This is a genomic window from Burkholderia sp. SRS-25, assembly GCF_004343765.1.
Classification (GTDB): Bacteria; Pseudomonadota; Gammaproteobacteria; order Burkholderiales; family Burkholderiaceae; genus Burkholderia; species Burkholderia contaminans.
In genome coordinates, this window is record NZ_PTXM01000007.1 from 264,330 (window position 1) to 286,018 (window position 21,689).

Here is a 21,689-nt window from a genome sequence, read left to right on the forward strand (position 1 = left end):
GGAACGCCGTGAATACGGAACTCGATGCCACCCGTCCCGCGCTCGGCGCCGCCGGCCTGCTGGGTCGCCTGCGTGCGCTGCTGGGCACGGGGCCGGCCGGCGGCCGCGCCGGCACGGTGAGCCGGCTCGCGATCGACGGCTTGCCCGATACGTGGACGCAGCTGGAAGCCGGCGGCCTGTACGCGATCTACGCGGCCGGCGGCACGCCGGCCTGCGATGCGCTCGTGTGGGAGAGCGCGCGACAGGCGCGCACGCGCGACGTGACGGTCGTGCTCGCACGCGATGCGGCGCACGTCGCCGAACAGATGCAGGCGCGCGGCTTTGCGGGCGGCGCGCAGCCGGCCGGCTGGCCGCGCAACCTGAACGTGCTGGCGATGCCGCCGGTGACCGAGCCGGCCAGCGGTGACGGCGCAGGCGCCGGCGTGAGTGCCGACGCACCGCGCCGCGCGGCGCCGGGTCCGTTCGCACGGCTGACCGGCGGCCTGCGCGCGCTGAAGCGCTACGGCTTTCGCGCGCGCTCGCTGTATTTCGTCGAGGGCGCGCAGCGCTGGTTCAGCTGGGACGACCCGATCGCGCTCGCCGACGAGGCGCACGCACTCGCCGACTGGTGCCGCACGCGCCGGATCGCGCTGGTGCTGCTGCTCGATCCCGAAGCGACCCGTGCGGGCGGTGAAGCGCGCTCCGACGACGCACCGCTCGTCCGCGATGCGGATCGTACGCCGCGCAGCGGTTTCCACGGTATCTGCTCGGGCGTCGCGCAGTTGCAGCGCACGCACGGCGAGCTGCTGTGGGTCGTCGATTTCTGGCGGGCGGGCGACACGCTTGCGGCCGGTGAAGTGCGGCCGCTGCGCTTCGCGCCGGGCGGCCGTCTGTCGGCGAACGTCGACGGTGGTGCGACCGAGCCCGCGCACCGGATGAAGATCGCGAGCGACGAGGATCGCGTCGTCGTCAGCCGCGCGGTGCTCGAAGGCACGAACCGCGCGCCGGACGGCTGGGAGATCGTCGAAGACAACGCGGCCGTCGTCGCCGCATGCGCGAATGCGCAGGCCGCAACCGCGGTGCTCGTGTTCCGCTCGCATGCGCAGCTCGAAGCGTTGTGCGCAGATGTTCACGCGCTGCGCCGGCAGTGCGGCGGTGCGCTGAAGATCGCGGTCGTCGAGCGCGGCGAAGTGCTGCGCCAGCAGTTCGAGGTGCTCGTGCTGAGCGTCGGCGCGAGCCGCGTCGTCGCGCGCGATTTGCCGGTGTCGCGCATGCAGGCCGCCGTGCACGCGTTGCGCGGCCAGCTCTATGCGCGGCCCGTCGCGGCCGACTATCGTGCGGCGCTCGCGGCCGCGCTCGGCGATTCGGTGCTCGGCTACCTGCCGGTCGGCGCGTTCTGCCTGCGGATTCGCGCGGTGCTCGATCGCGGCGCCGTGCTCGCGCTGCCGCACACGCTCGCGAAGATCGCGCTGCTGCCGGGCGTGTCGCACGTCGACGCGCTGCGGCATTGCAAGCCGCGCCGCGCAGGCGACGTCGTGACGGCCGATGCCGCACACTTGTACGTGTTCCTGTTCGCGTGCGAACCGGTCGATGCCGAGGACGCGCTCGCGCGCATCTTCGACGTGCCGGTCGACACGCTGTCCGACCGTGTCGTATGCCTCGGGCACGGCAGCATCGACACCGAGCTCAATGCGCTGAAGGCGGAGAACCGGCGCGCGCCGATCGCCGACTACAGTGACCTGTTCGCGGCCACGCAGCCGGCGGGCGCGACGCGCACACCGCCCGCGCGCACCGACCTCGGCGTGGCGTTGCCCGACGCGAGCGAAGTGAGCAGCGCGATCGACGCGATCGATACGATCGTTGCACTCGAGGCGATCGGTGCGACACCGACGGCCGCGGCTGTCGATGCATCGGCGCAGGAACCCGTCATTCCCGCCGCGCGCAAGCGCAGCGCCGTCCGCAGCGAGATGCCGCTGCGCAAGGAGGGAGTCGCATGATTGCCGAAATCGTCATCGGTTTCATCGTCGGCATCGTGATCGCGGTGCCGGTGTGGATCGTCGCGCAGCACCTCGGCATCGGCCGCGGTTTTCATGCGCCGCGCGGCATCGACCGGCGTGACGCGGTGCCCTGCGAACTCGTGCCGGTCGCGCTGCGCGGGCGGCTGCTGCCCGATGCGGAGCGCGGCGAGCGCAGCAGCGAGGCGGCCCGATGAAGACGATCGCCATTACGTCGACGACAGGCGGCGCGGGCCGCACCACGCTCACGGCCGCGCTCGCGGTGCTGCTCGCGCGCCGCGGCCGGCCGGTCGTCGCCATCGAATTCGATGCACAGAACCTGATGGGCGCGACGCTCGGCCTCGACTCGCTGGCCGAGCATGGCCTCGCGCAGAGCGTGCTCGGCGGCGGCGAGCCGTGGCATGCGCATACGTGGCGCAATGCCGACGGCGTGCTGTTCGTCCCGTACGGGCAGGTCGATGCGGCCGGCGCCGCCGCGTGCGATGCGCGGCTCGCGGCCGATCCCGCGTGGCTGTCGCGCTCGCTCGACGAGATCGGGCTGCCGGCCGACGGTGTCGTGCTGATCGACACTGCGCGCTATCCGTCGACGCAGGCCGAACAGGCGATTCGCCGCGCGGACCTGACGCTCGTCGTCGTGCCGCCCGAGCCGACCGCGTGTGCGACGACGGTCGCGCGGCTCGGTACGTTGCGCGCCGGCGGCGGCGAACTGCAGATCGTCGTGAACCGGCTGAATCCGGCGCGCGACATGCAGCGCGACGCGCTCGGCATGCTGCGCGCCGTCGCGGGGCCGGCGTCGATGCTCGAGCAGCGCATCCACGTCGATGCGGCCGTGCCCGAAGCGCTCGCGCGCGGCAGCTGGATCTTCGACGACGCGCCGTATTCGCAGGCGTCGCACGACCTGAACGGCGTCGCGAACTGGGTCGATACGTGGCTGGCGGCAGGCGCCGCCGGTCGCCGCGGAGCGGCGCGATGAACGCGGGTTTCGCGCTGCGCCTGCGTGCGGTCGGCCGTCGCGCGGCCGACTGGCTCGCACGCGGCATCGGGTTGCCGGCGCAACGCACGCTGGTCGACTGGATCGTGCGGCTGTTCTTCCACGCGCCGCCGCCCGGCCGGCCGGATCACGTGCGCCGCTGGGTGCGCGTCGCGTCCCTGCGGCTGGCGCAGGAGTGGGGCGTGCTGCAGCCGCTCAGCCCGCGCGAATGGCTGTGGCGCGCGATCGTGCGTGCGCCGCGTGCGGCGGACGGCCGGCCCGTGCGCGATCCGCTCGCGTGGTTCGACAAGTATGTCGTGCCGGTCTACGTGGCCGGGCGCGCGGTCGGCCGGCGCATCGACGCGATGCTCGCGCGCCTGCCGTGGGTGCGCTGGGGCGGCTGGCTCGATGCACGTGCGAACGGCGTCGGCCGGCGCCGCTGGCTCGCGCCGCTGCTGCTGGTCGCCGGCGCGCTGCTGTGGGCTGCGGCCGGGATGTCGCCGCTGATGCCGGGCGCACAGTTCGCGTTCTTCGCGATCGTCGCGGTGCTGGCGCTCGCGCTGCGCCGCCTGCCGGGCCATCTGCCGACGCTCGCGCTCGCGTCGCTCGCACTGCTCGCGACGGTACGCTACGTGTGGTGGCGCACCACGCAGACGCTCGATTTCCGCAGCCCGGTCGAGGCCGTCGCCGGCTACCTGCTGTACGGCGCGGAAGCCTATACGTGGATGATCCTGCTGCTCGGCTTCGTGCAGACCGCATGGCCGCTCGACCGGCCGATCGTGCCGCTGCCCGACGATCCCGACACCTGGCCGACCGTCGACATCTACATCCCGACCTACAACGAGCCGCTGTCGGTCGTGAAGCCGACCGTCTTTGCCGCGCAGAGCATCGACTGGCCGAGCGCGAAGCTGCGCGTGTATCTGCTCGACGACGGCAAGCGCCCCGAATTCGAGGCGTTCGCGCGCGAGGCCGGCATCGACTACGTGACGCGCGACGACAACCGCCACGCGAAAGCCGGCAACATCAACCGCGCGTTGCCGAAGACGCATGGCGAATACATCGCGATCTTCGACTGCGATCACGTGCCGACGCGCTCGTTCCTGCAGACGACGATGGGCGTGTTCCTGCGCGACCCGAAGTGCGCGCTCGTGCAGACGCCGCACCATTTCTTCTCGCCCGATCCGTTCGAGCGCAACCTCGGCACGTTCCGCGAGATCCCGAACGAGGGCAACCTGTTCTACGGCCTCGTGCAGTCGGGCAACGACCTGTGGAACGCGACGTTCTTCTGCGGCTCGTGCGCGGTGCTCAAGCGCAGCGCGCTGGAAGAGGTGGGCGGCGTCGCGGTCGAGACCGTGACCGAGGATGCGCACACGGCGCTCAAGCTGCACCGGCGCGGCTATACGTCGGCGTACCTGCCGACCGTGCAGGCGGCCGGCCTCGCGACCGAAAGCCTCGCGGGCCACGTGAAGCAGCGCACGCGCTGGGCGCGCGGGATGGCGCAGATCTTCCGCATCGACAACCCGTTCCTCGGGCGCGGGCTCGGCCTCATCCAGCGGATCTGCTACGGCAACGCGATGCTGCACTTCTTCTACGGGATTCCGCGGCTGGTGTTCCTGACGATCCCGCTCGCGTACCTGTTCTTCCACCTGTACTTCATCAACGCATCGGCGCTCGCGCTCGCGAGCTACGTGATCCCGTATCTCGTGCTCGCGAACGTCGCGAACTCGCGGATGCAGGGGCGCTACCGCCATTCGTTCTGGGCCGAGGTCTACGAGTCGGTGCTCGCGTGGTACATCGCGTTGCCGACCACCGTCGCGTTCTTCAGCCCGAAGCACGGCAAGTTCAACGTGACCGACAAGGGCGGCAAGATCGACGAAGGCTACGTCGACTGGTCGACGTCGAAGCCGTATCTGGTGCTGTTCGGGCTGAACGTGCTCGCGATCCTCGCCGGCCTGTGGCGGCTCGCGGTCGACCAGGGCGACGAGGCATCGACCATCCTGATCACGCTCGGCTGGACCGTGTACAACCTCGCGATGCTCGGCGCGGCGCTGGCCGTGGCGCGCGAAACCAAGCAGGTGCGCGTCACGCACCGGATCGCGATGCGCGTGCCGGCCATGCTGCTGCTCGCAGACGGCTCGACGGCCGCGTGCTTCACGAGCGACTACTCGACCGGCGGCCTCGGCCTCGAAGCGGTGCCGGGGCTCCCGCTTGCCGTCGGCGACACGCTGACGGTGTGCGTGACGCGCGGCGACCGGCCGTTCCCGTTCCCGGTGCGCGTGAGCCGCGTGACGCCGACCCATGTCGGCGTGAGCTTCGACGAACTCACGCTCGAACAGGAGCGCCAGCTCGTGCAATGCACGTTCGGCCGCGCGGACGCGTGGCTCGACTGGCACGAAGGCCAGCGGGTCGATACGCCGCTCGGCGGGCTGAAGGAAGTGTTGCGGATCGGCCTCGACGGCAACGTACGGATGTGGAAGGGTGCGGCGCGCGGCCTGCTGGCCATGCTGGCGCCGAAACTCGATCGGGCGCGCGACTGACGCGGCGCTCATCATGGAGTGGGTTAGATGACGTTCTGGAATCTGTATTTCATCCTGAAGTTCGCGCTGTTCGCGACCGGGCACCTGCAGCCGTTCTGGCTCGCGAACCTCGCGTTCGCGGTGGCGCTCGCGGCGAGCGCACCGATCCGGCGGCGCGCGTGGCGCATCGTCCGGCAGGTCGTGGCGATCGCGATCGCGGTGCCGCTGCTCGCGCGCGAGATGCATGCGCCGCCGCTCGCCCGGCTCGCCGAGGCCGCGCGCGAAGTGAGCACGTTCCGCCTCGAGTACTGGATGGAGCTGCTGCCGCGCCTGCTGCCGCCGGTGCTGCTGCTGACGGTGGCCGGCGCGCTGATCGTCTATTTCATCGTCAATCGCTGGCTGCGCGTCGCGACGTTCGTGCTGGCGGTGCTGATCGTGATGCCGCTGTGGCAGGCCGGCAGCGGGCTGATGGCGCGCGTCGTCGCGCCGCTTCCGCAGCAGGCGAACGCGATGGGCACGACGCTCGCCGGCCAGCCGGAGGATCACAACGCCGCGCTCGCAACGTTCCGCACGCAGGAATCGCAGCGCCAGGTCGCGTTCGGCCATCTCGGCAACGATCCGGCCGCGCAGTTCGACGTGATCGTGCTGCACATCTGCTCGCTGTCGTGGGACGACCTCGACGCCGCGAAGGTGCGCAACCACCCGATGCTGAGTCACTTCGACTACCTGTTCAACAACTTCAGCACGGCCGCGAGCTACAGCGGCCCGGCCGCGATTCGCGTGCTGCGCGCGAGCTGCGGGCAGGAGGCGCATGCGGACCTGTACAAGCCCGCGCCGCAGCAGTGCTACCTGTTCTCGCAACTGGCGAACGCGGGCTACAAGGTGCAGTCGCTGCTGAACCACGACGGTCACTTCGACAACTTCCTGCAGGTGATTCACGACAACATCGGCGTGCCCGACGCGCCGCCGGTGTCGAACGCGGCCGCGCCCGTCGCGATGCACGCGTTCGACGGCTCGGAGATCAAGAGCGACTACGCGACGCTCGCGAACTGGTACGCGCAGCGCGCGTCGGTGCCCGGCCCGGTCGCGCTGTACTACAACACGATCAGCCTGCACGACGGCAACCGCGTCGTCGGCAGCGCGCTGACGAGCATCGACTCGTATCCGCAGCGCGTGACGAAGCTGATGGACGACTTCGATCGCCTGGCCGACCTGATCGCGCAATCGGGCCGCCGCGCGGTGATCGTGTTCGTGCCCGAGCACGGCGCCGCGCTGCGCGGCGACAAGAACCAGGTCGCGGGGCTGCGCGAGATTCCGACGCCGCGCATCGTGCACGGGCCGGTCGGCGTGCGGCTCATCGGCTTTACCGGCAACCACGGCGCGACGACCGTGATCGATCAGCCGACCAGCTTCCTCGCGCTCGCGCAACTGCTGTCGAACCTCGTGTCGAACAGCCCGTTCAAGCCGGGCACGACGCTCGCGCAGTACGCGGCCGACCTGCCGCGCACGCGGATGGTGGGCGAGAACGAGGGCACGGTGACGATGCAGACGGCCGCGGGCTACTCGGTGAAAACTCCGGATGGCGTATGGATCGACGAACAGTAATTCTCCCCGCCGACAGCGACGATGATCGCCTGTCGCAACCGAACGACGTGCTCGGCCTCGCGCGGCATCTGCCTGCGCTCGATCCCGAGCGCTACGTCGACGAGCAGGCGCGCCGCGCGTTCATCGAATCGCTCGACCGCTGGCCGACGCTTGCGAAGCTGATGGGTTTGAAGCGGTAAACGCACAACGGCCGGCATGTGGGCCGGCCGTTGCGTTGCTTGCCTGCGGGCGAACCTGCTTGCTGCGCCTCGTTACCTTACTGCGCCTTGCGTTCCGGCTGGCGCGTCCACTCGTTTTCTTCGCCCGGCACCTTGCCGAAGGTCTGATCGGCCCACGCCGCACGAGCCGCATCGATCTTCGCGCGCGCGCTCGACACGAAATTCCATTCGATGAACCGCTCGCCCGGCAGATGGGCGCCGCCGAGCAGCATCACGCGTGCGCCGTTCATGCTCGCCAGCGCCACGGTCGCGCCCGGCTCCAGCACGGCCATCGTCGCGGCAGCGAGCGGCGTACCGTCGATCGAGAGATCGCCGTCGACGAGATACACGCCGCGTTCGTCGTGTTCCGCATCGAGCGCCAGCGTGCCGCCTGCAGCGAGTTCCGCATAGGCATAAAGCGTGGGCGAGAACACGGCGACCGGCGACGTGAGCCCGAACGCGCTGCCCGCTATCACGCGCACGCTCGCACCCTCGCGCGTGAACGACGGCAGCGTGTCGGCCGCATGATGGACGAACGCGGGCGCGGTGTCTTCATGCTCGACCGGCAGCGCGACCCAGGTCTGGATCCCGTGGACCGGCTGATCGAGCGGCCGGTCTTCGTCGGGCGAGCGCTCCGAGTGCACGATGCCGCGGCCGGCGGTCATCCAGTTCACGTCGCCCGGCACGATCTTCTGCCGGAAGCCGAGGCTGTCGTGGTGCATCAGCGAACCGTCGAACAGGTAGGTGACGGTCGCGAGGCCGATGTGCGGATGCGGCAGTACATCGATGCCGCTGCCGGCCGGCAGCACGGCCGGCCCCATCTCGTCGAAGAAGATGAACGGGCCGACGAGGCGGGCGGCGCGCGCGGGCAGCACGCGGCGCACGACGAGGTTGCCGATGTCGCTTTCGCGCGGCGTGAGCAGGGTCTTGATCGAGGCGGACATGGTGGGGATCTTGTAGTCGGGGCGAGGCGCGTCAGGCGATCGCCGTGTCGATGGTGATCGGATGCGTGAGGATCTTGTGCACCGGGCACGCGTTCGCGATCTGCAGCAGGCGCTCGCGCTGTTCGCCGGACAGGTCGCCTTCGAGCGTGATGCGGCGCACGATCGTGCTGCCCGCGCTGCCCGATTCGTGCGCGAGCTTCACGTGCACTTCGGTGAGCGGCCAGCCCTTGCGCTGCGCATACATCTTCAGCGTGATCGCGGTGCATGCGCCGAGGCTCGACAACAGCAGCGCGACGGGCGTCGGCGCGGTATCGCCGCCGCCGAGCGATGCGGGTTCGTCGGCACGCCACTGATGGACGCCGTCGGTGAAATGGACCAGGTAATCGACCGAGCCGATGCTCGCTTCGACGGACAGTTCGCTCATTGCAATTCCATGTGGGGAAGGGGGATCGGCTGGCGTGCGGCCATGCATCGCCGCACGCTCAGGGTTCGAGCAGGCGCTGCAGCCGCAGTTCCTCGAAATCCAGCTCGGATTCTATGCGGTGCAGCACTGCGTCGTCGACCCGGCCGTCGCGATGCAGGTCGAGCAGCGCGTCGCGCGACACGCCCACCAGCTCGAGCTCGACGCGCAGCATTCGCGCGCGCACGTCCGCAGGCTGCGCGCCGTCGCGGTGCGCGCGTTCGTTGAACGCGACGCGGCTGCGGTATTCGGTCAGCAGCCGGTCGAGCGACGCGCGTTCGAGGGTCGAGCCGCGCTGCTCGCGCGCGTCGAGCTCGGCGAGCGCCGCGCCGAACGTATGCGCGCGCACCGCATGCTCCGACATCGTATGCCGCGCGGCCGGGCGCAGCTTCAGCACGCGGATCAGCGGCGCGAGCGTGCCGCCCTGCACGACGAGCGTGGCGATGATCAGCAGGAACGTGCTGAACAGGATCAGGTCGCGGCCGGGGAAATTGGCGGGCAGCGCGATCGCGGCCGCGAGGCTCACGACACCGCGCATGCCCGACCAGCCGAGCACGACGGCTTCGCGCCACGACCACGGCGCGCGGCCGGCACGCGGCGCGCGCAGGCGGCCCGGCAGCCACATCGCGACGAACACCCACACGATGCGCGCGGCGATCGCCGCGGCGGTGGCGGGCAGTGCGACGCGCAGGCCGGCCATCAGCACCGCGCCTTCGTGGTTCACGCGCGCGAGGATCGCATGCAGCGCGAGGCCGATCAGGATGAACACGAGCGCGTCGAGCACGAACACGATCGCTTCCCAGGTCGCCTTCGCCTTGATCCGCATGTCGGCGTCGAATACGCGATGCTGGCGCACGCCGAGCACGAGGCCGCAGGTAACGACCGACAGCACGCCCGAGCCGTCGACGGCTTCCGCGATCCCGTAGCTGCCCCACGCCATCGCGAAGGTCACGACGATGCCGAGCATCGGATCGCGCAGGCGCGGCAGCACCCAGCTCATCGCATGGCCGCACGCGAGGCCGACCGCGATGCCGATCAGCGTGAGCGAGAAGAACAGGCCGGTGGCGCTCGCGGCCGTGATCGACACGGCGAGCGCGGCCGACACGGCCATCTGGTACAGCAGCAGGCCCGACGCATCGTTGACGAGGCTTTCGCCTTCGAGCACCGCGACGAGCCGCGCGGGCAGCGGGTGGCGCTGCAGGATCGCCTTCGCGGCGACTGCATCGGGCGGCGACACGATCGCACCGAGCGTGAAGCAGGCGGCCCATGGCAGCGCCGGGTTCACCGCATGCACGGCGAACGCGACCGCGACAGTCGTGAACACCACCGCGCCGAGCGCGAGCGATGCGATCGACGCAAGCTCCTGCCGGAATTCCTTCCACGCGGTGTAGAACCCGCTCGACATCAGCAGCGGCGGCAGCACGGCCGCGAGCAGCAGCGCCGGGTCCATGTCGGGTACGCGCTTGCCGGCCACTGCGACCACGCAGCCGCCGAGCAGCAGCACGACGGCCGGCGGAATCGAAATCCGTTCGGCGAGCCACGTGAGCGCGCCGGCACCGCAGATCAACAGCAGCAGGTAATGGAACAGCTCGACGTTGGTCATGCGCGGTAGGTGATGAGCGATTGCATCACGACGGCTTGCGGTCGTTCGTGGTGCCGCCGGGCAGCGCGCCGAACATGTGCTGGCTGCACTTCGCGTCGCGCCATGCGGTATTCAGCCGGTGGCCCGCGAGCATGCGTCGCGCGACCGGCAGGATCTGTTCGCCGGCGAGCATGCCGAGCAGGCCGGTGAGCGCGATGATCGGCGGGGCCGGCGAATTCACGCCGATCGCGCCGTAGATGGCGCCGGCGAGGACGCCGGCGAGCAGCGACAGGACATAGGCTTTCATGATGGGCGTCTCGAGGTCTCGTGATCGAACGACGGGTGGCGACGAGTGCATCGTCGAGGTCTCTCGAAGCGTATCGGGTTTACGTGCAGAAAAAAAGGGCGGATTGCCCTTGGGCGACCACCTATTCTGGAATCCGAGTGATTCCATTTTTTGGATGTTCGTATCAGAGGATTGCGGTTTTAATGAATCGAGACGGACGAAGCAGATCAAGCGTCGTACCCAACTCGAATCCTCCCGCGTTCGCGGCGAGGCAAGATTCCCCTTTCCGCTCCAAGGATGATCACGCCATGAGCAACCCGAAGCTCGAAGTACTTACTCCGCAGAACAGCCAGCTGATCTTCATCGACCAACAGCCGCAGATGGCGTTCGGTGTGCAGTCGATCGATCGCCAGACGCTGAAGAACAACGTCGTCGGCCTCGCGAAGGCCGCGAAGGCGTTCAATATCCCGACCACGATCACGACGGTCGAGACCGAGGCGTTCTCCGGTCATACCTATCCCGAACTGCTCGACGTCTTCCCGAACCAGAAGACGCTCGAACGCACGTCGATGAACTCGTGGGACGACCAGAAGGTGCGCGACGCACTGGCCGCGAACGGCCGCAAGAAGGTGATCGTGTCGGGTCTGTGGACCGAAGTCTGCAATACGACGTTCGCGCTGTGCGCGATGCTCGAAGGCGGTTACGAGATCTACATGGTGGCCGACGCATCGGGCGGCACGTCGCAGGCCGCGCACGATTTCGCGATGCAGCGAATGGTGCAGGCCGGCGCGGTGCCCGTGACCTGGCAGCAGGTCATTCTCGAGTGGCAGCGCGACTGGGCGCGTCGCGACACGTACGACGCGGTGATGGCGGTCGTGAAGGAGCATTCGGGCGCGTACGGGATGGGCGTCGACTACGCGTACACGATGGTTCACAAGGCCGCGCAGCGTACCGCGACGCCGCACGAGTCGATCCCGGCCGTGCCGGCGAAGTAACGGGCGACCGGCTGCGGGCGACCGGCGGCGGGCGACCGGCTGCGGGCAATGCGTCCGATGCAAGCGGCGGCCCGTGGCGATCCGCCGGCCGCCGCCCGCTCAGGCCGCGGGCAGCGCCCACGGCGCGTGCGAGAAATGTTCGGCGAGGAAATCGAGCAGCACCGTCACGCGCGCGGCACGCAGCATGCCGGGCGGCGTCATCAGGTTGACGTTGACGTCGGCGATCCTCCAGTCATGCATGACTTCCTCGAGTATGCCGCGCTGCAGTTCGTCCCACACCAGGAACTCGGGCTGAAGCGCGAGGCCGTGGCCGGCGATCAGTGCGGGGACGATCACGTCGGCGTTGTTGGTGCGGATGCGTCCGTGCACGTTCACGCCGAATTCGTCGCCCGAGGCCGGATGGCGAAAGCGCCAGTGCTCGGGCGTCGGCAGGTTGGTGTAGGTGAGGCACACGTGCTTCTCGATGTCGCGCGGATGCGTGGGCCGGCCATGCCGGGCCAGATACGCCGGCGACGCGACGAGCGGACGGCGCACCGCGCACAGGCGGCGCGAGCGCAGCGACGAATCGCTCAGCTCGGCGATCCGGATCGCGACGTCGAACCCGCCGGACACGATGTCGACGATGTGGTCGGTGAGCACGAGGTCGATGTCGACGCGCGGATAGCGTTCGAGAAACGCGGGCAGTACCGGCGACAGGTGGTGCAGCCCGAACGACATCGGCGCATTCACGCGCACGAGGCCGTGCGGTTCGAGCGCCTGCGCGGACGCCTCGCTCTCGATCAGTTCCGCATCGGCGAGCAGGCGGATCGCACGGTCGCGCAGCAGTTCGCCGGTCGGCGTGAGCGACAGCTTGCGCGACGTGCGGTACAGCAGCATCGCGCCGAGGCGCTTTTCGAGGCGCGCGATCGCCTTCGAGACGGTCGGTTGCGACACGCCGAGGAGCTCAGCGGCTTTGGCGAACGAACCGAGCTCCGCGACGCGCGCGAAGATGGCCCAGGCTTCGAGATCAGGAAGGTGTTGCATGGTCGGACAGAGTGGCAGGGAAGCGAAGTGGATGCGGCGGCGCAGCATGCGGCCGGCGCGATGCGGCTCATTCTAATCCGGCCGGGGAGAATAATCGTTATGGAATCTTATCTATTGTCGCTGTCGGCCGGTGTGCTGATCGGCATCGTGTACAGCGTGATCAAGGTGCGCTCGCCGGCGCCGCCGCTCATTGCGCTGATCGGCCTCGCCGGCATGCTGATCGGCTCGCAGGCCATCGGCTCCATCCGCCACTGGCTCGGCTTCTGACCGCATCGAGGACATTTTAATGAGTGCAACTGATAATCAGCCGGATCTGATCCTGCACAACGGACGCATCACGACGCTCGACCGGGCGAACCCCGTCGCCACCGCGGTCGCGATCAAGGATGGCCGCTTCGTCGCGGTCGGCAGCGACGCGGAGATCGTGCCGCTCGCGGGCCGCGCGACGAAGGTGGTCGACCTCGGCTGCCGCCCGGCGCTGCCGGGCCTGACCGACAACCATTGCCACGTGATCCGTGGCGGCCTGAACTACAACATGGAGCTGCGCTGGGACGGCGTACGTTCGCTCGCGGTCGCGATGGAGATGCTCAAGCAGCAGGTCGCGATCACGCCGGCGCCGCAGTGGGTGCGCGTGGTCGGCGGCTTCACCGAACACCAGTTCGCCGAGAAGCGCCTGCCGACGATCGACGAGCTCAACGCGGTCGCGCCCGATACGCCGGTGTTCATCCTGCATTTGTACGACCGTGCGCTGCTGAACGCGGCCGCGCTGCGTGTCGTGGGTTATACGAAGGACACGCCGGAGCCGCCGGGCGGCACGATCCTGCGCGACGCCGCGGGCAATCCGACGGGCCTGCTGCTTGCGAACCCGAACGCGACGATCCTCTACGCGACGCTCGCGAAAGGCCCGAAGCTGCCGTTCGAATATCAGTACAACTCGACGCGTCACTTCATGCGCGAGCTGAACCGGCTCGGCGTGACGGGCGTGATCGATGCGGGCGGCGGCTCGCAGAATTACCCCGACGATTACGAAGTGATCCGCAAGCTGCATGACGCGGGCGAGATGACGATCCGCATCGCGTACAACCTGTTCACGCAGAAGCCGAACGCGGAGAAGGAAGACTTCGTCAACTGGACGAAGAGCAGCAAGTACCACGACGGCACCGATTACTTCCGTCACAACGGCGCTGGCGAGATGCTGGTGTTCTCGGCAGCCGACTTCGAGGATTTCCGCGTCGCGCGTCCGGACCTGCCGGCGCAGATGGAAGACGATCTCGAAGGCGTCGTGCGTGTGCTTGCGCAGAACCGCTGGCCGTGGCGCATGCATGCGACCTACGACGAAACGATCAGCCGCGCGCTCGACGTGTTCGAGAAGGTCAACGAGGACATCCCGCTCGAAGGGCTGAACTGGTTCTTCGATCACGCGGAAACGATCTCCGAGAAGTCGATGGACCGGATCGCGGCGCTGGGCGGCGGCATCGCGGTGCAGCACCGGATGGCGTACCAGGGCGAGTACTTCGTCGAGCGCTACGGTGCGCAGGCGGCCGAAGCGACGCCGCCGGTCGCGAAGATGCTGTCGAAAGGCCTCAAGGTGTCGGCCGGCACCGACGCGACGCGCGTGGCGTCGTACAACCCGTGGGTGTCGCTCGCATGGCTGGTGACGGGCAAGACGGTCGGCGGGATGCGCCTGTATCCGCAGCGCAACCTGCTCGATCGCGAGACCGCGCTGCGGATGTGGACCGAGTACGTGACGTGGTTCTCGAACGAAGAGGGCAAGAAAGGGCGCATCGCGGTCGGGCAACTGGCCGACCTGATGGTCCCGGATCGCGATTTCTTCACGTGCGCGGAGGACGATATCGTCGATACGACGGCGCTGCTGACGGTGGTGGGCGGCCGGATCGTGTGGGGGGCGGGGCCGTTCGCGTCGCACGACGCGCAGATTCCGCCGGCGATGCCGGACTGGTCGCCGGTGCGCGCCTACGGCGGCTACGGTGGCTGGGGCGCGACGCAGCGCGATGGCGCACCGCTGCAGCGCGCGGCGGCCGCCGCGGCGATGTGCGGCTGCGCGAGCGCGTGCGGCATGCACGGCCATGCGCATGCCGGCGCGTGGAGCCGCGCGTTGCCGACGTCTGACGCGAAGGGCTTCTGGGGCGCGTTCGGCTGCTCGTGCTGGGCGGTCTGACATGACGGCGCGCACAGCCCATGGCAACCCTGCATGGATCCGCGCGCTGCTGTCGCAGCCGTGGGTCCTGCCGCTCGCGCGTCTGGCGCTCGTTTCCGCGTTCCTCATCGGCGGCGTCAACAAGGCGATGCACTTCGGCGACGCGGTGGCCGAGCAGGCGCATTTCGGCCTGCAGCCGGCCGCGCTGTGGGCGGCGCTGGCGATCGTGGTCGAGATCGTCGGCTCGTCGTGCGTGGTGTTTCGCCGCTTCACGTGGCTCGGCGCCGGCGCGCTCGGCATGCTGACGCTGGTCGCGATGGTCGTGGCGAACGATTTCTGGAACCATTCGGGTGCCGAACATTTCATGGCGCTCAACAGCTTTTTCGAGCATCTTGGGCTGATCGCGGCCCTCGTGCTTGCGACCGTGCTCGACGATGCACGGCAACCGGCCGATGACGGCCGCTCCATCCGATGACAATGCAACAACCAGGAAATCCCGTGATGAAATCCATTCGTTCCGTGCTGCTCGCCGCGTTGCTCGCGGGCGGTCTTGCCGTCGCGCCGGTGGCGTTCGCGAAGCCGCCGGTGCCGCCGGCGGCCACGCCGACGGTGGCCGTCGGCCCGCAATACGACACGACGCACGTGTGCGTGGCACCGGAAGACTTCGACCGCTTCACCGACAGCTTCGTCGCGACGTTCGGCGGCAGGAAGTCGAAGCAGGGCGTGTTCCAGGTCACGCCCACGCCGAGCCAGACGATGTCGCAGCTCGTGCTCACACCGGTCGGCACGATCTCGGTGTTCGGCTTCAAGACGCCGATCCCGTATCCGTTCTGCTCGGAGCGCACCGGCTATCTCGTCACCGACATGGACGTCGCGATGAAGACGGCGCGCGCGCACGGCGCGGACGTGATCGTCGACACGTTTCCCGATCCGATCGGGCGCGACGCGATCATCCGCTGGGCCGGCACCCTGAACATGCAACTCTATTGGCATACCGAAGCGCCGCGTTACGACGCGCTGGAGACGGTGCCCGAGAACCGCGTGTACGTATCGCCGGAAAGCGTGCACAAGCTGGTTCACGATTTCGTGAAATTCTCGAACGGCAAGGTGGTGTCCGACACCCTCAAGGCGCCGGGCATCGAGATCGGCCGGCCGAACGACACGTACCGCCGCATCCGCATCGAATCGGGCTTCGGCAAGATGACCGTGCTCGTGACCGACGGCCACCTGCCTTACCCGTTCGGCCGCGAGATGACCGGCTACGAAGTGCATGATCTCGGCGCGACGCTGGAGAAGGCCAAGGCAGCCGGCGTGACCGTGCTCGTGCCGCCGTTCACGTCGGACGGCCGCGACGCGGCGCTCGTGCAGTTCCCTGGCGGCTACGTCGCCGAAATCCACGCGAGCGCGGCGCGATGAAGCACGAGGACACGATCCTTGCCGCGGTGGCCGGCTTCGTCGACACGCTGAGCTTCGTCGCGCTGTTCGGGCTGTTCACGGCGCACGTGACGGGCAACTTCGTGCTGATCGGCGCGGGTATCGCGGGCTTCGGCCAGGGTGTCGTGTTGAAGCTCAGTGTGTTTCCCGCGTTCGTGTGCGGCGTGATCGCGAGCAGCCTGATCGCGCGGGCGATGTCCGGGCGGCCCGCCTGGCAGGGCACGCGCACGCTGCATGCGGTGCAGGCCGTGCTGCTGCTCGGTTTCTGCGCGGCCGGCGTGTGGGCGACGCCCGTCACGCAGCCCGACAGCCTTTCGGCGCTCGTGGCCGGCATCGTCGGCACGTTCGCGATGGGCGTGCAGAACGCACATCCGCGCGTGATTGCGCGCGCCGGCGGCGTGCCGAACACGGTGATGACCGGCAACGTGACGCAGGCGATCCTCGACGCGGTCGACCTGCTGTCGGCCGGCACCGCCGACGCCGCGCGCGCGGCGGCGCGGGCGCGCTTCGGCAAGATGCTGCCGGCGATCGTCGCGTTCGCGCTCGGCGCCGCATGCGGCGCGCTCGGGTTCCGCTTCGTCGGGTTCCTCGCGCTGCTCGCGCCGGTCGGCGCGCTCGCGACGCTTGCCCTGTGCGCGGCACCAACGGCGGGTACCACCACACAGGAGCGCGCATGATCGAGCGGGGCGGGAGGAGACATCACGGCCGGCACGCCGCACGGGCCGCGCGCATGTCGATCGTCGCGGGGCTGCTGCTCGCGGGCGCCGACGCGGCATGCGCGCAAACGGCGGCGGCATCGACGCCGGCTTCCACGCCGGTGCAGGAGCCGGCGCCGGCCGCGTCATCGGCAACGCCAACGACATCGGCAACCACAACCGCCGCTGCCGCATCGACCTGCACGGCCAAGCGCCCCGTGGTGCTGTTCAACCGCTGGCAGGAGGACTGGTCGGTGCTCGCGAATCCGTGCGTGCCGCGCGCGCCGCTCGACGGATTGAAGTACATTCCGCTCGGCAACGATCCGGCCTCCTATCTGTCGCTCGGCGTGAACCTGCGCGAGCGTCTCGAGACCAATGACGCGCCGCTGTTCGGGATCGGCTCCGCGCAATCGGATACGTACCTGATCCAGCGCGTCGAAGTGCATGCCGATGCGCATCTCGGCCAGCACTGGCAGTTCTTCGTGCAGTTGCAGGACGCCCGCGCGTTCGGCAAGAACACGGTGTCGCCGGTCGACAAGAACCCGCTCGATCTCGAGCAGGCGTTCGCGACCTACACGGGCGCGCTCGGCGGCGGCACGTTCAAGTTCCGCGTCGGCCGGCAGGAGATGGCGTTCGACTTGCAGCGTTTCATCGCCACGCGCGACGGCCCGAACGTGCGGCAGGCGTTCGATGCGGTCTGGGCCGTGTACGAGTACGAGAAGTGGCGCTTCATCGGCTATGCGACGCAGCCGGTGCAGAACCGCAATGCGTCCGATTTCGACGACGTGTCGAATCGCGATCTCACGTTCAGCGGCGTGCGCTTCGAGCGGCAGTCGGTCGGGCCGGGCGACCTGTCCGGCTATTGGTCGCGCTACAACCGCAACAACGCGCGGTTCCTCGACGCGAGCGGTCCCGAGCATCGCGACGTGTGGGACGTGCGCTACACGGGCACACTGGGGCGCTTCGACTGGGATCTCGAAACGATGCTGCAGACCGGCACGGTCGGCAACGCGACGATCGGGGCGTGGGCCGTCGGTTCGATCGCCGGCTACAAGCTCGATGCGCCGTGGTCGCCGCGCATCGCGCTGCAGGTCGACGCGGCGTCGGGCGACCGGCATCCGCACGACGGCCGCGTGAGCACCTTCAACCCGCTGTTTCCGAACGGCTATTACTTCACGCTGGCCGGCTATACGAGTTACGCGAACCTGATTCACGTGAAGCCGTCCGTGACGCTGAAGCCGTCGGCGAACCTGTCGCTGCTCGGTGCGCTCGGCTTCCAGTGGCGCGAGACGACCGGCGACGCCGTCTATCAGCAGCCGAACATCCCGGTGCCGGGCACGGCGGGCAAGGGCGGGCTGTGGACCGGGATGTACGTGCAGTTGCGCGCGGACTGGACGATCGCCGCGAACCTGATCGGTGCGATCGAGGCCGTGCATTTCCAGGTCGGCGATGCGATCCGCCAGGCGGGCGGGCACAATGCCGACTATGTCGGCGTCGAGCTGAAGTACGGCTGGTGACGGCGGCGCGCGGCAACCCGCACACGGCATGAAAAAGGGCAGCCCCGCGGGGCGGCCCTTCGTTCGTCCGGGCCGGCGGCGTGGCCAGCCCGCTCGCGGTGATGGCGATGCCGTTACAGGTTCGGCGACAGTTGCAGTGCGTTCGTCAGGTCGCCCATCGGCTGCGCGCCGTTGGCCTTCAGCGCGTCGTCGCGCTGTTGCAGGCCCGCGAGGCGCGGCAGCGAGAAGCGGCGCGTGATGAAGCGCAGGATCGACCCGGTGTCGTACAGCGTGTGGTCGACGAAGCCCTTCTTCGCGTACGGCGACACGATCAGCGCCGGAATGCGGGTGCCGGGGCCCCAGCGGTCGGCGGTCGGCGGCGCGGCATGATCCCAGAAGCCGCCGTTTTCGTCGTACGTGACGACCACGACCATGTTCTTCCACTGCGGGCTTGCCTGCAGGTGCGCGATCACGTCGGCGATGTGCTGGTCGCCGGAGGTGACGTCCGTATAGCCCGGGTGCTCGTTCAGGTTGCCCTGCGGCTTGTAGAACGTGACCTGCGGCAGCGTGCCCGCGTCGATCGCCTTGATGAACTCGGCGCCGTTCGCGCCGCCGTCGAGCAGGTGCTGCGCGCGGCTTGCGGTGCCCGGCGCCTGGTTCGCGAAGTAGTTGAACGGCTGGTGGTGCGGCTGGAAGTTCGGCGTCGACAGATCGGCACCGTAGATCACGTTCGACGTGCCGTTCTGGCTCGCCTGCAGCGCCTGGCCCCACGCGCCGCTGTACCACGCCCACGACACGCCCGCGCTGGTCATCAGGTCGCCGATGTTGGTCGCCGTCTGCGGCGGCATCGTCGACGGATTGGCCGGGTCGGCGAGCAGCGGATCGCCGCCCGTGGCCGCCTTGTTGCCGCTCGGCTGGTACGCCGGCTGCATCGTGTTGACGCCGTAGAAGTCCGGCGTCAGCGCGCCGTCGTTGACGAACTTCGGCGCGCCGCTCAGCGCCGAGGCCGGCGAGTTCGCGGCGACCTTCAGCGACTTGCCGTCGGCGTTCAGGACTGCGATCTTGCCGGCCGCAGGGCTCTTGTCCGCGTTCGCATAGAACGGCGCGCACGCGCAGATCAGGTACTGGTGGTTCAGGAACGAGCCGCCGAACGCACCCATGAAGAAGTTGTCGGCCAGCACGTACTGCTGCGCGATCTTCCACAGCGGCAGCTTCGACGGATCGGCGGTGTAGTGGCCCATCGTCAGGCCGCCCGCATCGGTCCACGCGGCATACATGTCGTTCTTGCCGCCGTTGATCTGCATCTGGTCCTGGTAGAAGCGGTGCACGATGTCGCGCGTCGCGATGCTCATCGACTGGTTGAAGCCTTTCGGATCGTCGATCGCGAACGGCGTGTTCGGCAGGTTCGCCGTCATCGCCTCGGTCACCGCCGGCGTGATGCCGGTCGCGGTCAGGCCACCCCAGATCTTCGGCAGCGTCGCCATCGTCGAGCCGTCGCGATCCTTTTGCACCGAGTTCGCGGCCGTTGCGTTCTGCAGGCCGTTCGCGCCGGGGAAGTTGCCATACAGGTTGTCGAAGCTGCGGTTTTCCGCGTAGATCACGACGACGTTCTTGACGGCCGACAGGCCTTGCTGCGTGACATCGTCGCCGCCGCAGGCGGTCAGGCTGAGCGCGGCCGCGAGGGCGATCGGCGTATAGCGAATCCAGGCGTGCTTCTTCATGCGATGTTCTCTCTTTCGTCGTTTGTCGCGTGTGGGAACCGGGTTGACGTACGGCCGGTGCAGCCACTGCGAGGCACCGACCGGCTGCGCGCATTATCTGGAACCGATTTGACAGCCGGGTGTAGGGGCGCTTTCAATTAACTGTCGGTTGAACGTCATGCAACGGTCATGGAACTGACATAAGCTCCGGCCGATTGCCCACCGCTACAAGAAGAACGACGATGCACAGCCTTCTGAAACCCCTCGCATTCGCGCGATCGTTGACCCCTGCCGCGGCCGCGCTGGCGCTGGCCGCCGGGCTCGCGGCGCTCGCCGGTTGCGATGCACGTTCCGGCGCGAATGCGCCGGCCGCGTCCGTCGTGCCGGCGGCGCAAGCGGCCCCGGCCGCTCCCGCGGTCGCGCCGGCCGGCCAGCCGCAGACGCGCGCGCAGGTATTCGAGGGCGTCAAGCAGATGACGGCGCTCGGCAAGCGGCTGTTCTTCGATCCTTCGCTGTCGGGCTCCGGCAAGCTCGCATGCGCGTCGTGCCACAGCGCCGAGCATGCGTTCGGGCCGCCGAACGCGCTGTCGGTGCAGCTCGGCGGCGACGACATGCACCGCACCGGCTTTCGTGCCGTGCCGTCGTTGAAGTACCTGCGCGGCATTCCTCCGTTCAGCGAGCACTTCCACGATTCGCCGGACGAAGGGGACGAAAGCATCGACGCGGGTCCGACCGGCGGGCTGACCTGGGACGGTCGCGTCGACACGCGCGACGCGCAGGCGCGCATTCCGCTCACGTCGCCGTTCGAGATGAGCAGCTCGCCGGCAACGGTCGCGAACGCGGTTCGCGCCGCACCTTATGCGGACGCGTTCCGCAAGGCATTCGGCGACCAGGTGCTCGGCGACGACCAGGCGACGTTCGACGCGGTGCTGCGCGCGCTCGACGCCTTCCAGCAACAGCCGGCGCTCTTCGATCCGTACACGAGCAAGTACGACGCGTACCTTGCCGGCCACGCGCAGCTCACGCCCGCGGAGTTGCACGGGCTGCAGCTGTTCAACGACGAGAAGAAGGGCAACTGCGCGAGCTGCCACGTGAGTCAGCGCACGCTCGAAGGCGGCCCGCCGCAGTTCAGCGATTTCGGGCTGATCGCGATCGCGGTGCCGCGCAACCGCGCGCTGCCCGTCAATCACGACCCGCGTTTCCACGATCTCGGCGCGTGCGGCCCCGAGCGTACCGACCTGAAGGGCCGCGACGAATTCTGCGGGCTGTTCCGCACACCGTCGCTGCGCAACGTCGCGCTGCGCAAGACGTTCTTCCACAACGGCGTGTATCACACGCTGGAGGACGTGATGCGCTTCTACGTCGAGCGCGACATCCATCCGGAGAAGATCTATCCGGTCGTGAACGGCAAGGTGCAGATCTACGACGACCTGCCGAAGCGCTACTGGCCGAACATCAACCGCGAGCCGCCGTTCGATCGCAAGCGCGGCGAGCAGCCGGCGCTGAACGCGGCCGAGATCAAGGACGTGATCGCGTTCCTCGGTACGCTGACTGACGGATATCAGCAAACGGCCGCGCCGGCCGGTCACTAGCAGGCGGCGTCGACGGCACGCATGCTATCCTCGCTCGCTGAC

General features: G+C 68.8%; 20 protein-coding genes. 14 read left to right on the forward strand and 6 right to left on the reverse strand.

Annotation, left to right across the window (positions count from 1 at the left end):
* Positions 1-8: 8 nt before the first annotated feature.
* From bcsE to C5O79_RS11505, 6 genes are read left to right on the forward strand one after another with little or no spacing between them, the layout of a single operon-like run.
* On the forward strand, positions 9-1,976 hold the full coding sequence (gene bcsE / locus C5O79_RS11480) for a cellulose biosynthesis protein BcsE (RefSeq protein WP_122473806.1): 1,968 nt from the start codon (positions 9-11) through the stop codon (positions 1,974-1,976).
* On the forward strand, positions 1,973-2,191 hold the full coding sequence (locus tag C5O79_RS11485) for a hypothetical protein (RefSeq protein WP_046545418.1): 219 nt from the start codon (positions 1,973-1,975) through the stop codon (positions 2,189-2,191). The genes bcsE and C5O79_RS11485 overlap by 4 nt, the downstream gene beginning before the upstream one ends.
* On the forward strand, positions 2,188-2,967 hold the full coding sequence (bcsQ, locus tag C5O79_RS11490) for a cellulose biosynthesis protein BcsQ (RefSeq protein WP_122473807.1): 780 nt from the start codon (positions 2,188-2,190) through the stop codon (positions 2,965-2,967). The genes C5O79_RS11485 and bcsQ overlap by 4 nt, the downstream gene beginning before the upstream one ends.
* Positions 2,964-5,501, forward strand: a complete 2,538-nt coding sequence (bcsA, locus tag C5O79_RS11495) for a UDP-forming cellulose synthase catalytic subunit (RefSeq protein WP_047850390.1) — start codon at positions 2,964-2,966, stop codon at positions 5,499-5,501. The genes bcsQ and bcsA overlap by 4 nt, the downstream gene beginning before the upstream one ends.
* 27 nt (positions 5,502-5,528) lie before the next feature.
* The gene (gene bcsG, locus C5O79_RS11500; RefSeq protein ID WP_122473808.1) at positions 5,529-7,085 is read left to right on the forward strand and encodes a cellulose biosynthesis protein BcsG; all 1,557 of its coding nucleotides are present in this window, start codon (positions 5,529-5,531) and stop codon (positions 7,083-7,085) included.
* A complete protein-coding gene (locus C5O79_RS11505; RefSeq protein WP_046545421.1) occupies positions 7,067-7,264 on the forward strand; it encodes a hypothetical protein in 198 nt (65 codons plus the stop codon). Before bcsG ends, C5O79_RS11505 begins: the two co-directional genes overlap by 19 nt.
* A gap of 77 nt (positions 7,265-7,341) precedes the next feature.
* Here C5O79_RS11505 and C5O79_RS11510 read toward each other — a convergent pair whose 3' ends face one another.
* The 4 genes from C5O79_RS11510 to C5O79_RS11525 are packed head-to-tail and all read right to left on the reverse strand — an operon-like array spanning position 7,342 to position 10,575.
* Positions 7,342-8,226: a pirin family protein gene (locus tag C5O79_RS11510; RefSeq protein WP_122473809.1), complete on the reverse strand. Its 885-nt coding sequence runs from the start codon at positions 8,224-8,226 to the stop codon at positions 7,342-7,344.
* 31 nt (positions 8,227-8,257) lie between these two features.
* On the reverse strand, positions 8,258-8,650 hold the full coding sequence (locus C5O79_RS11515) for an OsmC family protein (RefSeq protein WP_046545423.1): 393 nt from the start codon (positions 8,648-8,650) through the stop codon (positions 8,258-8,260).
* A gap of 58 nt (positions 8,651-8,708) precedes the next feature.
* Positions 8,709-10,289 carry a Na+/H+ antiporter gene (locus C5O79_RS11520; protein ID WP_039347480.1) on the reverse strand — a complete coding sequence of 527 codons (1,581 nt, stop codon included), beginning with the start codon at positions 10,287-10,289 and terminating at the stop codon, positions 8,709-8,711.
* Positions 10,290-10,314: 25 nt separating this feature from the next.
* Positions 10,315-10,575, reverse strand: coding sequence for a XapX domain-containing protein (locus tag C5O79_RS11525; protein WP_046545425.1), 261 nt, complete (start codon positions 10,573-10,575; stop codon positions 10,315-10,317).
* A gap of 287 nt (positions 10,576-10,862) precedes the next feature.
* Between C5O79_RS11525 and C5O79_RS11530 the strand changes: the two genes are divergently transcribed.
* Positions 10,863-11,549 carry a hydrolase gene (locus C5O79_RS11530; protein WP_046545426.1) on the forward strand — a complete coding sequence of 229 codons (687 nt, stop codon included), beginning with the start codon at positions 10,863-10,865 and terminating at the stop codon, positions 11,547-11,549.
* 99 nt (positions 11,550-11,648) lie between these two features.
* Here C5O79_RS11530 and C5O79_RS11535 read toward each other — a convergent pair whose 3' ends face one another.
* A complete protein-coding gene (locus C5O79_RS11535) occupies positions 11,649-12,572 on the reverse strand; it encodes a LysR family transcriptional regulator (protein WP_046546319.1) in 924 nt (307 codons plus the stop codon).
* Positions 12,573-12,671: 99 nt separating this feature from the next.
* Here C5O79_RS11535 and C5O79_RS11540 point away from each other — a divergent pair, with 99 nt between their 5' ends.
* Genes C5O79_RS11540 through C5O79_RS11565 form a run of 6 tightly spaced genes read left to right on the forward strand, consistent with a single transcriptional unit; the run spans position 12,672 to position 18,376 of the window.
* Positions 12,672-12,839 carry a DUF1427 family protein gene (locus C5O79_RS11540; RefSeq protein WP_046545427.1) on the forward strand — a complete coding sequence of 56 codons (168 nt, stop codon included), beginning with the start codon at positions 12,672-12,674 and terminating at the stop codon, positions 12,837-12,839.
* A 19-nt stretch (positions 12,840-12,858) separates the two neighbouring features.
* A complete protein-coding gene (locus C5O79_RS11545) occupies positions 12,859-14,751 on the forward strand; it encodes an amidohydrolase (protein WP_131931377.1) in 1,893 nt (630 codons plus the stop codon).
* Between the two features lies 1 nt (position 14,752).
* Positions 14,753-15,205: a DoxX family protein gene (locus C5O79_RS11550; protein WP_122473811.1), complete on the forward strand. Its 453-nt coding sequence runs from the start codon at positions 14,753-14,755 to the stop codon at positions 15,203-15,205.
* Between the two features lie 26 nt (positions 15,206-15,231).
* The gene (locus tag C5O79_RS11555; RefSeq protein ID WP_122473812.1) at positions 15,232-16,146 is read left to right on the forward strand and encodes a glyoxalase; all 915 of its coding nucleotides are present in this window, start codon (positions 15,232-15,234) and stop codon (positions 16,144-16,146) included.
* On the forward strand, positions 16,143-16,841 hold the full coding sequence (locus C5O79_RS11560; RefSeq protein WP_047850383.1) for a YoaK family protein: 699 nt from the start codon (positions 16,143-16,145) through the stop codon (positions 16,839-16,841). Before C5O79_RS11555 ends, C5O79_RS11560 begins: the two co-directional genes overlap by 4 nt.
* On the forward strand, positions 16,838-18,376 hold the full coding sequence (locus C5O79_RS11565; RefSeq protein ID WP_046545432.1) for an alginate export family protein: 1,539 nt from the start codon (positions 16,838-16,840) through the stop codon (positions 18,374-18,376). Before C5O79_RS11560 ends, C5O79_RS11565 begins: the two co-directional genes overlap by 4 nt.
* Positions 18,377-18,489: 113 nt before the next feature.
* Here C5O79_RS11565 and C5O79_RS11570 read toward each other — a convergent pair whose 3' ends face one another.
* Complete coding sequence (locus tag C5O79_RS11570) at positions 18,490-20,076, reverse strand: acid phosphatase (RefSeq protein ID WP_046545433.1); 1,587 nt, start codon at positions 20,074-20,076, stop codon at positions 18,490-18,492.
* Between the two features lie 221 nt (positions 20,077-20,297).
* On the opposite strand from C5O79_RS11570, the gene C5O79_RS11575 reads away from it, so the two are divergent.
* A complete protein-coding gene (locus C5O79_RS11575; protein WP_122473814.1) occupies positions 20,298-21,647 on the forward strand; it encodes a cytochrome c peroxidase in 1,350 nt (449 codons plus the stop codon).
* Positions 21,648-21,689: the final 42 nt, after the last annotated feature.

Bases quoted from the DNA above. Each gene is read 5' to 3' on its own strand.
- C5O79_RS11510 (WP_122473809.1), bottom strand. From the start codon at position 8,226: ATGTCCGCCTCGATCAAGACCCTGCTCACGCCGCGCGAAAGCGACATC.
- C5O79_RS11545 (WP_131931377.1), top strand. From the start codon at position 12,859: ATGAGTGCAACTGATAATCAGCCGGATCTGATCCTGCACAACGGACGC.
- C5O79_RS11520 (WP_039347480.1), bottom strand. From the start codon at position 10,289: ATGACCAACGTCGAGCTGTTCCATTACCTGCTGCTGTTGATCTGCGGT.
- C5O79_RS11540 (WP_046545427.1), top strand. From the start codon at position 12,672: ATGGAATCTTATCTATTGTCGCTGTCGGCCGGTGTGCTGATCGGCATC.
- C5O79_RS11505 (WP_046545421.1), top strand. From the start codon at position 7,067: ATGGATCGACGAACAGTAATTCTCCCCGCCGACAGCGACGATGATCGC.
- C5O79_RS11565 (WP_046545432.1), top strand. From the start codon at position 16,838: ATGATCGAGCGGGGCGGGAGGAGACATCACGGCCGGCACGCCGCACGG.
- C5O79_RS11575 (WP_122473814.1), top strand. From the start codon at position 20,298: ATGCACAGCCTTCTGAAACCCCTCGCATTCGCGCGATCGTTGACCCCT.
- C5O79_RS11555 (WP_122473812.1), top strand. From the start codon at position 15,232: ATGAAATCCATTCGTTCCGTGCTGCTCGCCGCGTTGCTCGCGGGCGGT.
- bcsA (WP_047850390.1), top strand. From the start codon at position 2,964: ATGAACGCGGGTTTCGCGCTGCGCCTGCGTGCGGTCGGCCGTCGCGCG.
- C5O79_RS11560 (WP_047850383.1), top strand. From the start codon at position 16,143: ATGAAGCACGAGGACACGATCCTTGCCGCGGTGGCCGGCTTCGTCGAC.
- C5O79_RS11550 (WP_122473811.1), top strand. From the start codon at position 14,753: ATGACGGCGCGCACAGCCCATGGCAACCCTGCATGGATCCGCGCGCTG.
- bcsG (WP_122473808.1), top strand. From the start codon at position 5,529: ATGACGTTCTGGAATCTGTATTTCATCCTGAAGTTCGCGCTGTTCGCG.
- C5O79_RS11570 (WP_046545433.1), bottom strand. From the start codon at position 20,076: ATGAAGAAGCACGCCTGGATTCGCTATACGCCGATCGCCCTCGCGGCC.
- C5O79_RS11485 (WP_046545418.1), top strand. From the start codon at position 1,973: ATGATTGCCGAAATCGTCATCGGTTTCATCGTCGGCATCGTGATCGCG.
- C5O79_RS11515 (WP_046545423.1), bottom strand. From the start codon at position 8,650: ATGAGCGAACTGTCCGTCGAAGCGAGCATCGGCTCGGTCGATTACCTG.
- C5O79_RS11525 (WP_046545425.1), bottom strand. From the start codon at position 10,575: ATGAAAGCCTATGTCCTGTCGCTGCTCGCCGGCGTCCTCGCCGGCGCC.
- C5O79_RS11535 (WP_046546319.1), bottom strand. From the start codon at position 12,572: ATGCAACACCTTCCTGATCTCGAAGCCTGGGCCATCTTCGCGCGCGTC.
- C5O79_RS11530 (WP_046545426.1), top strand. From the start codon at position 10,863: ATGAGCAACCCGAAGCTCGAAGTACTTACTCCGCAGAACAGCCAGCTG.
- bcsQ (WP_122473807.1), top strand. From the start codon at position 2,188: ATGAAGACGATCGCCATTACGTCGACGACAGGCGGCGCGGGCCGCACC.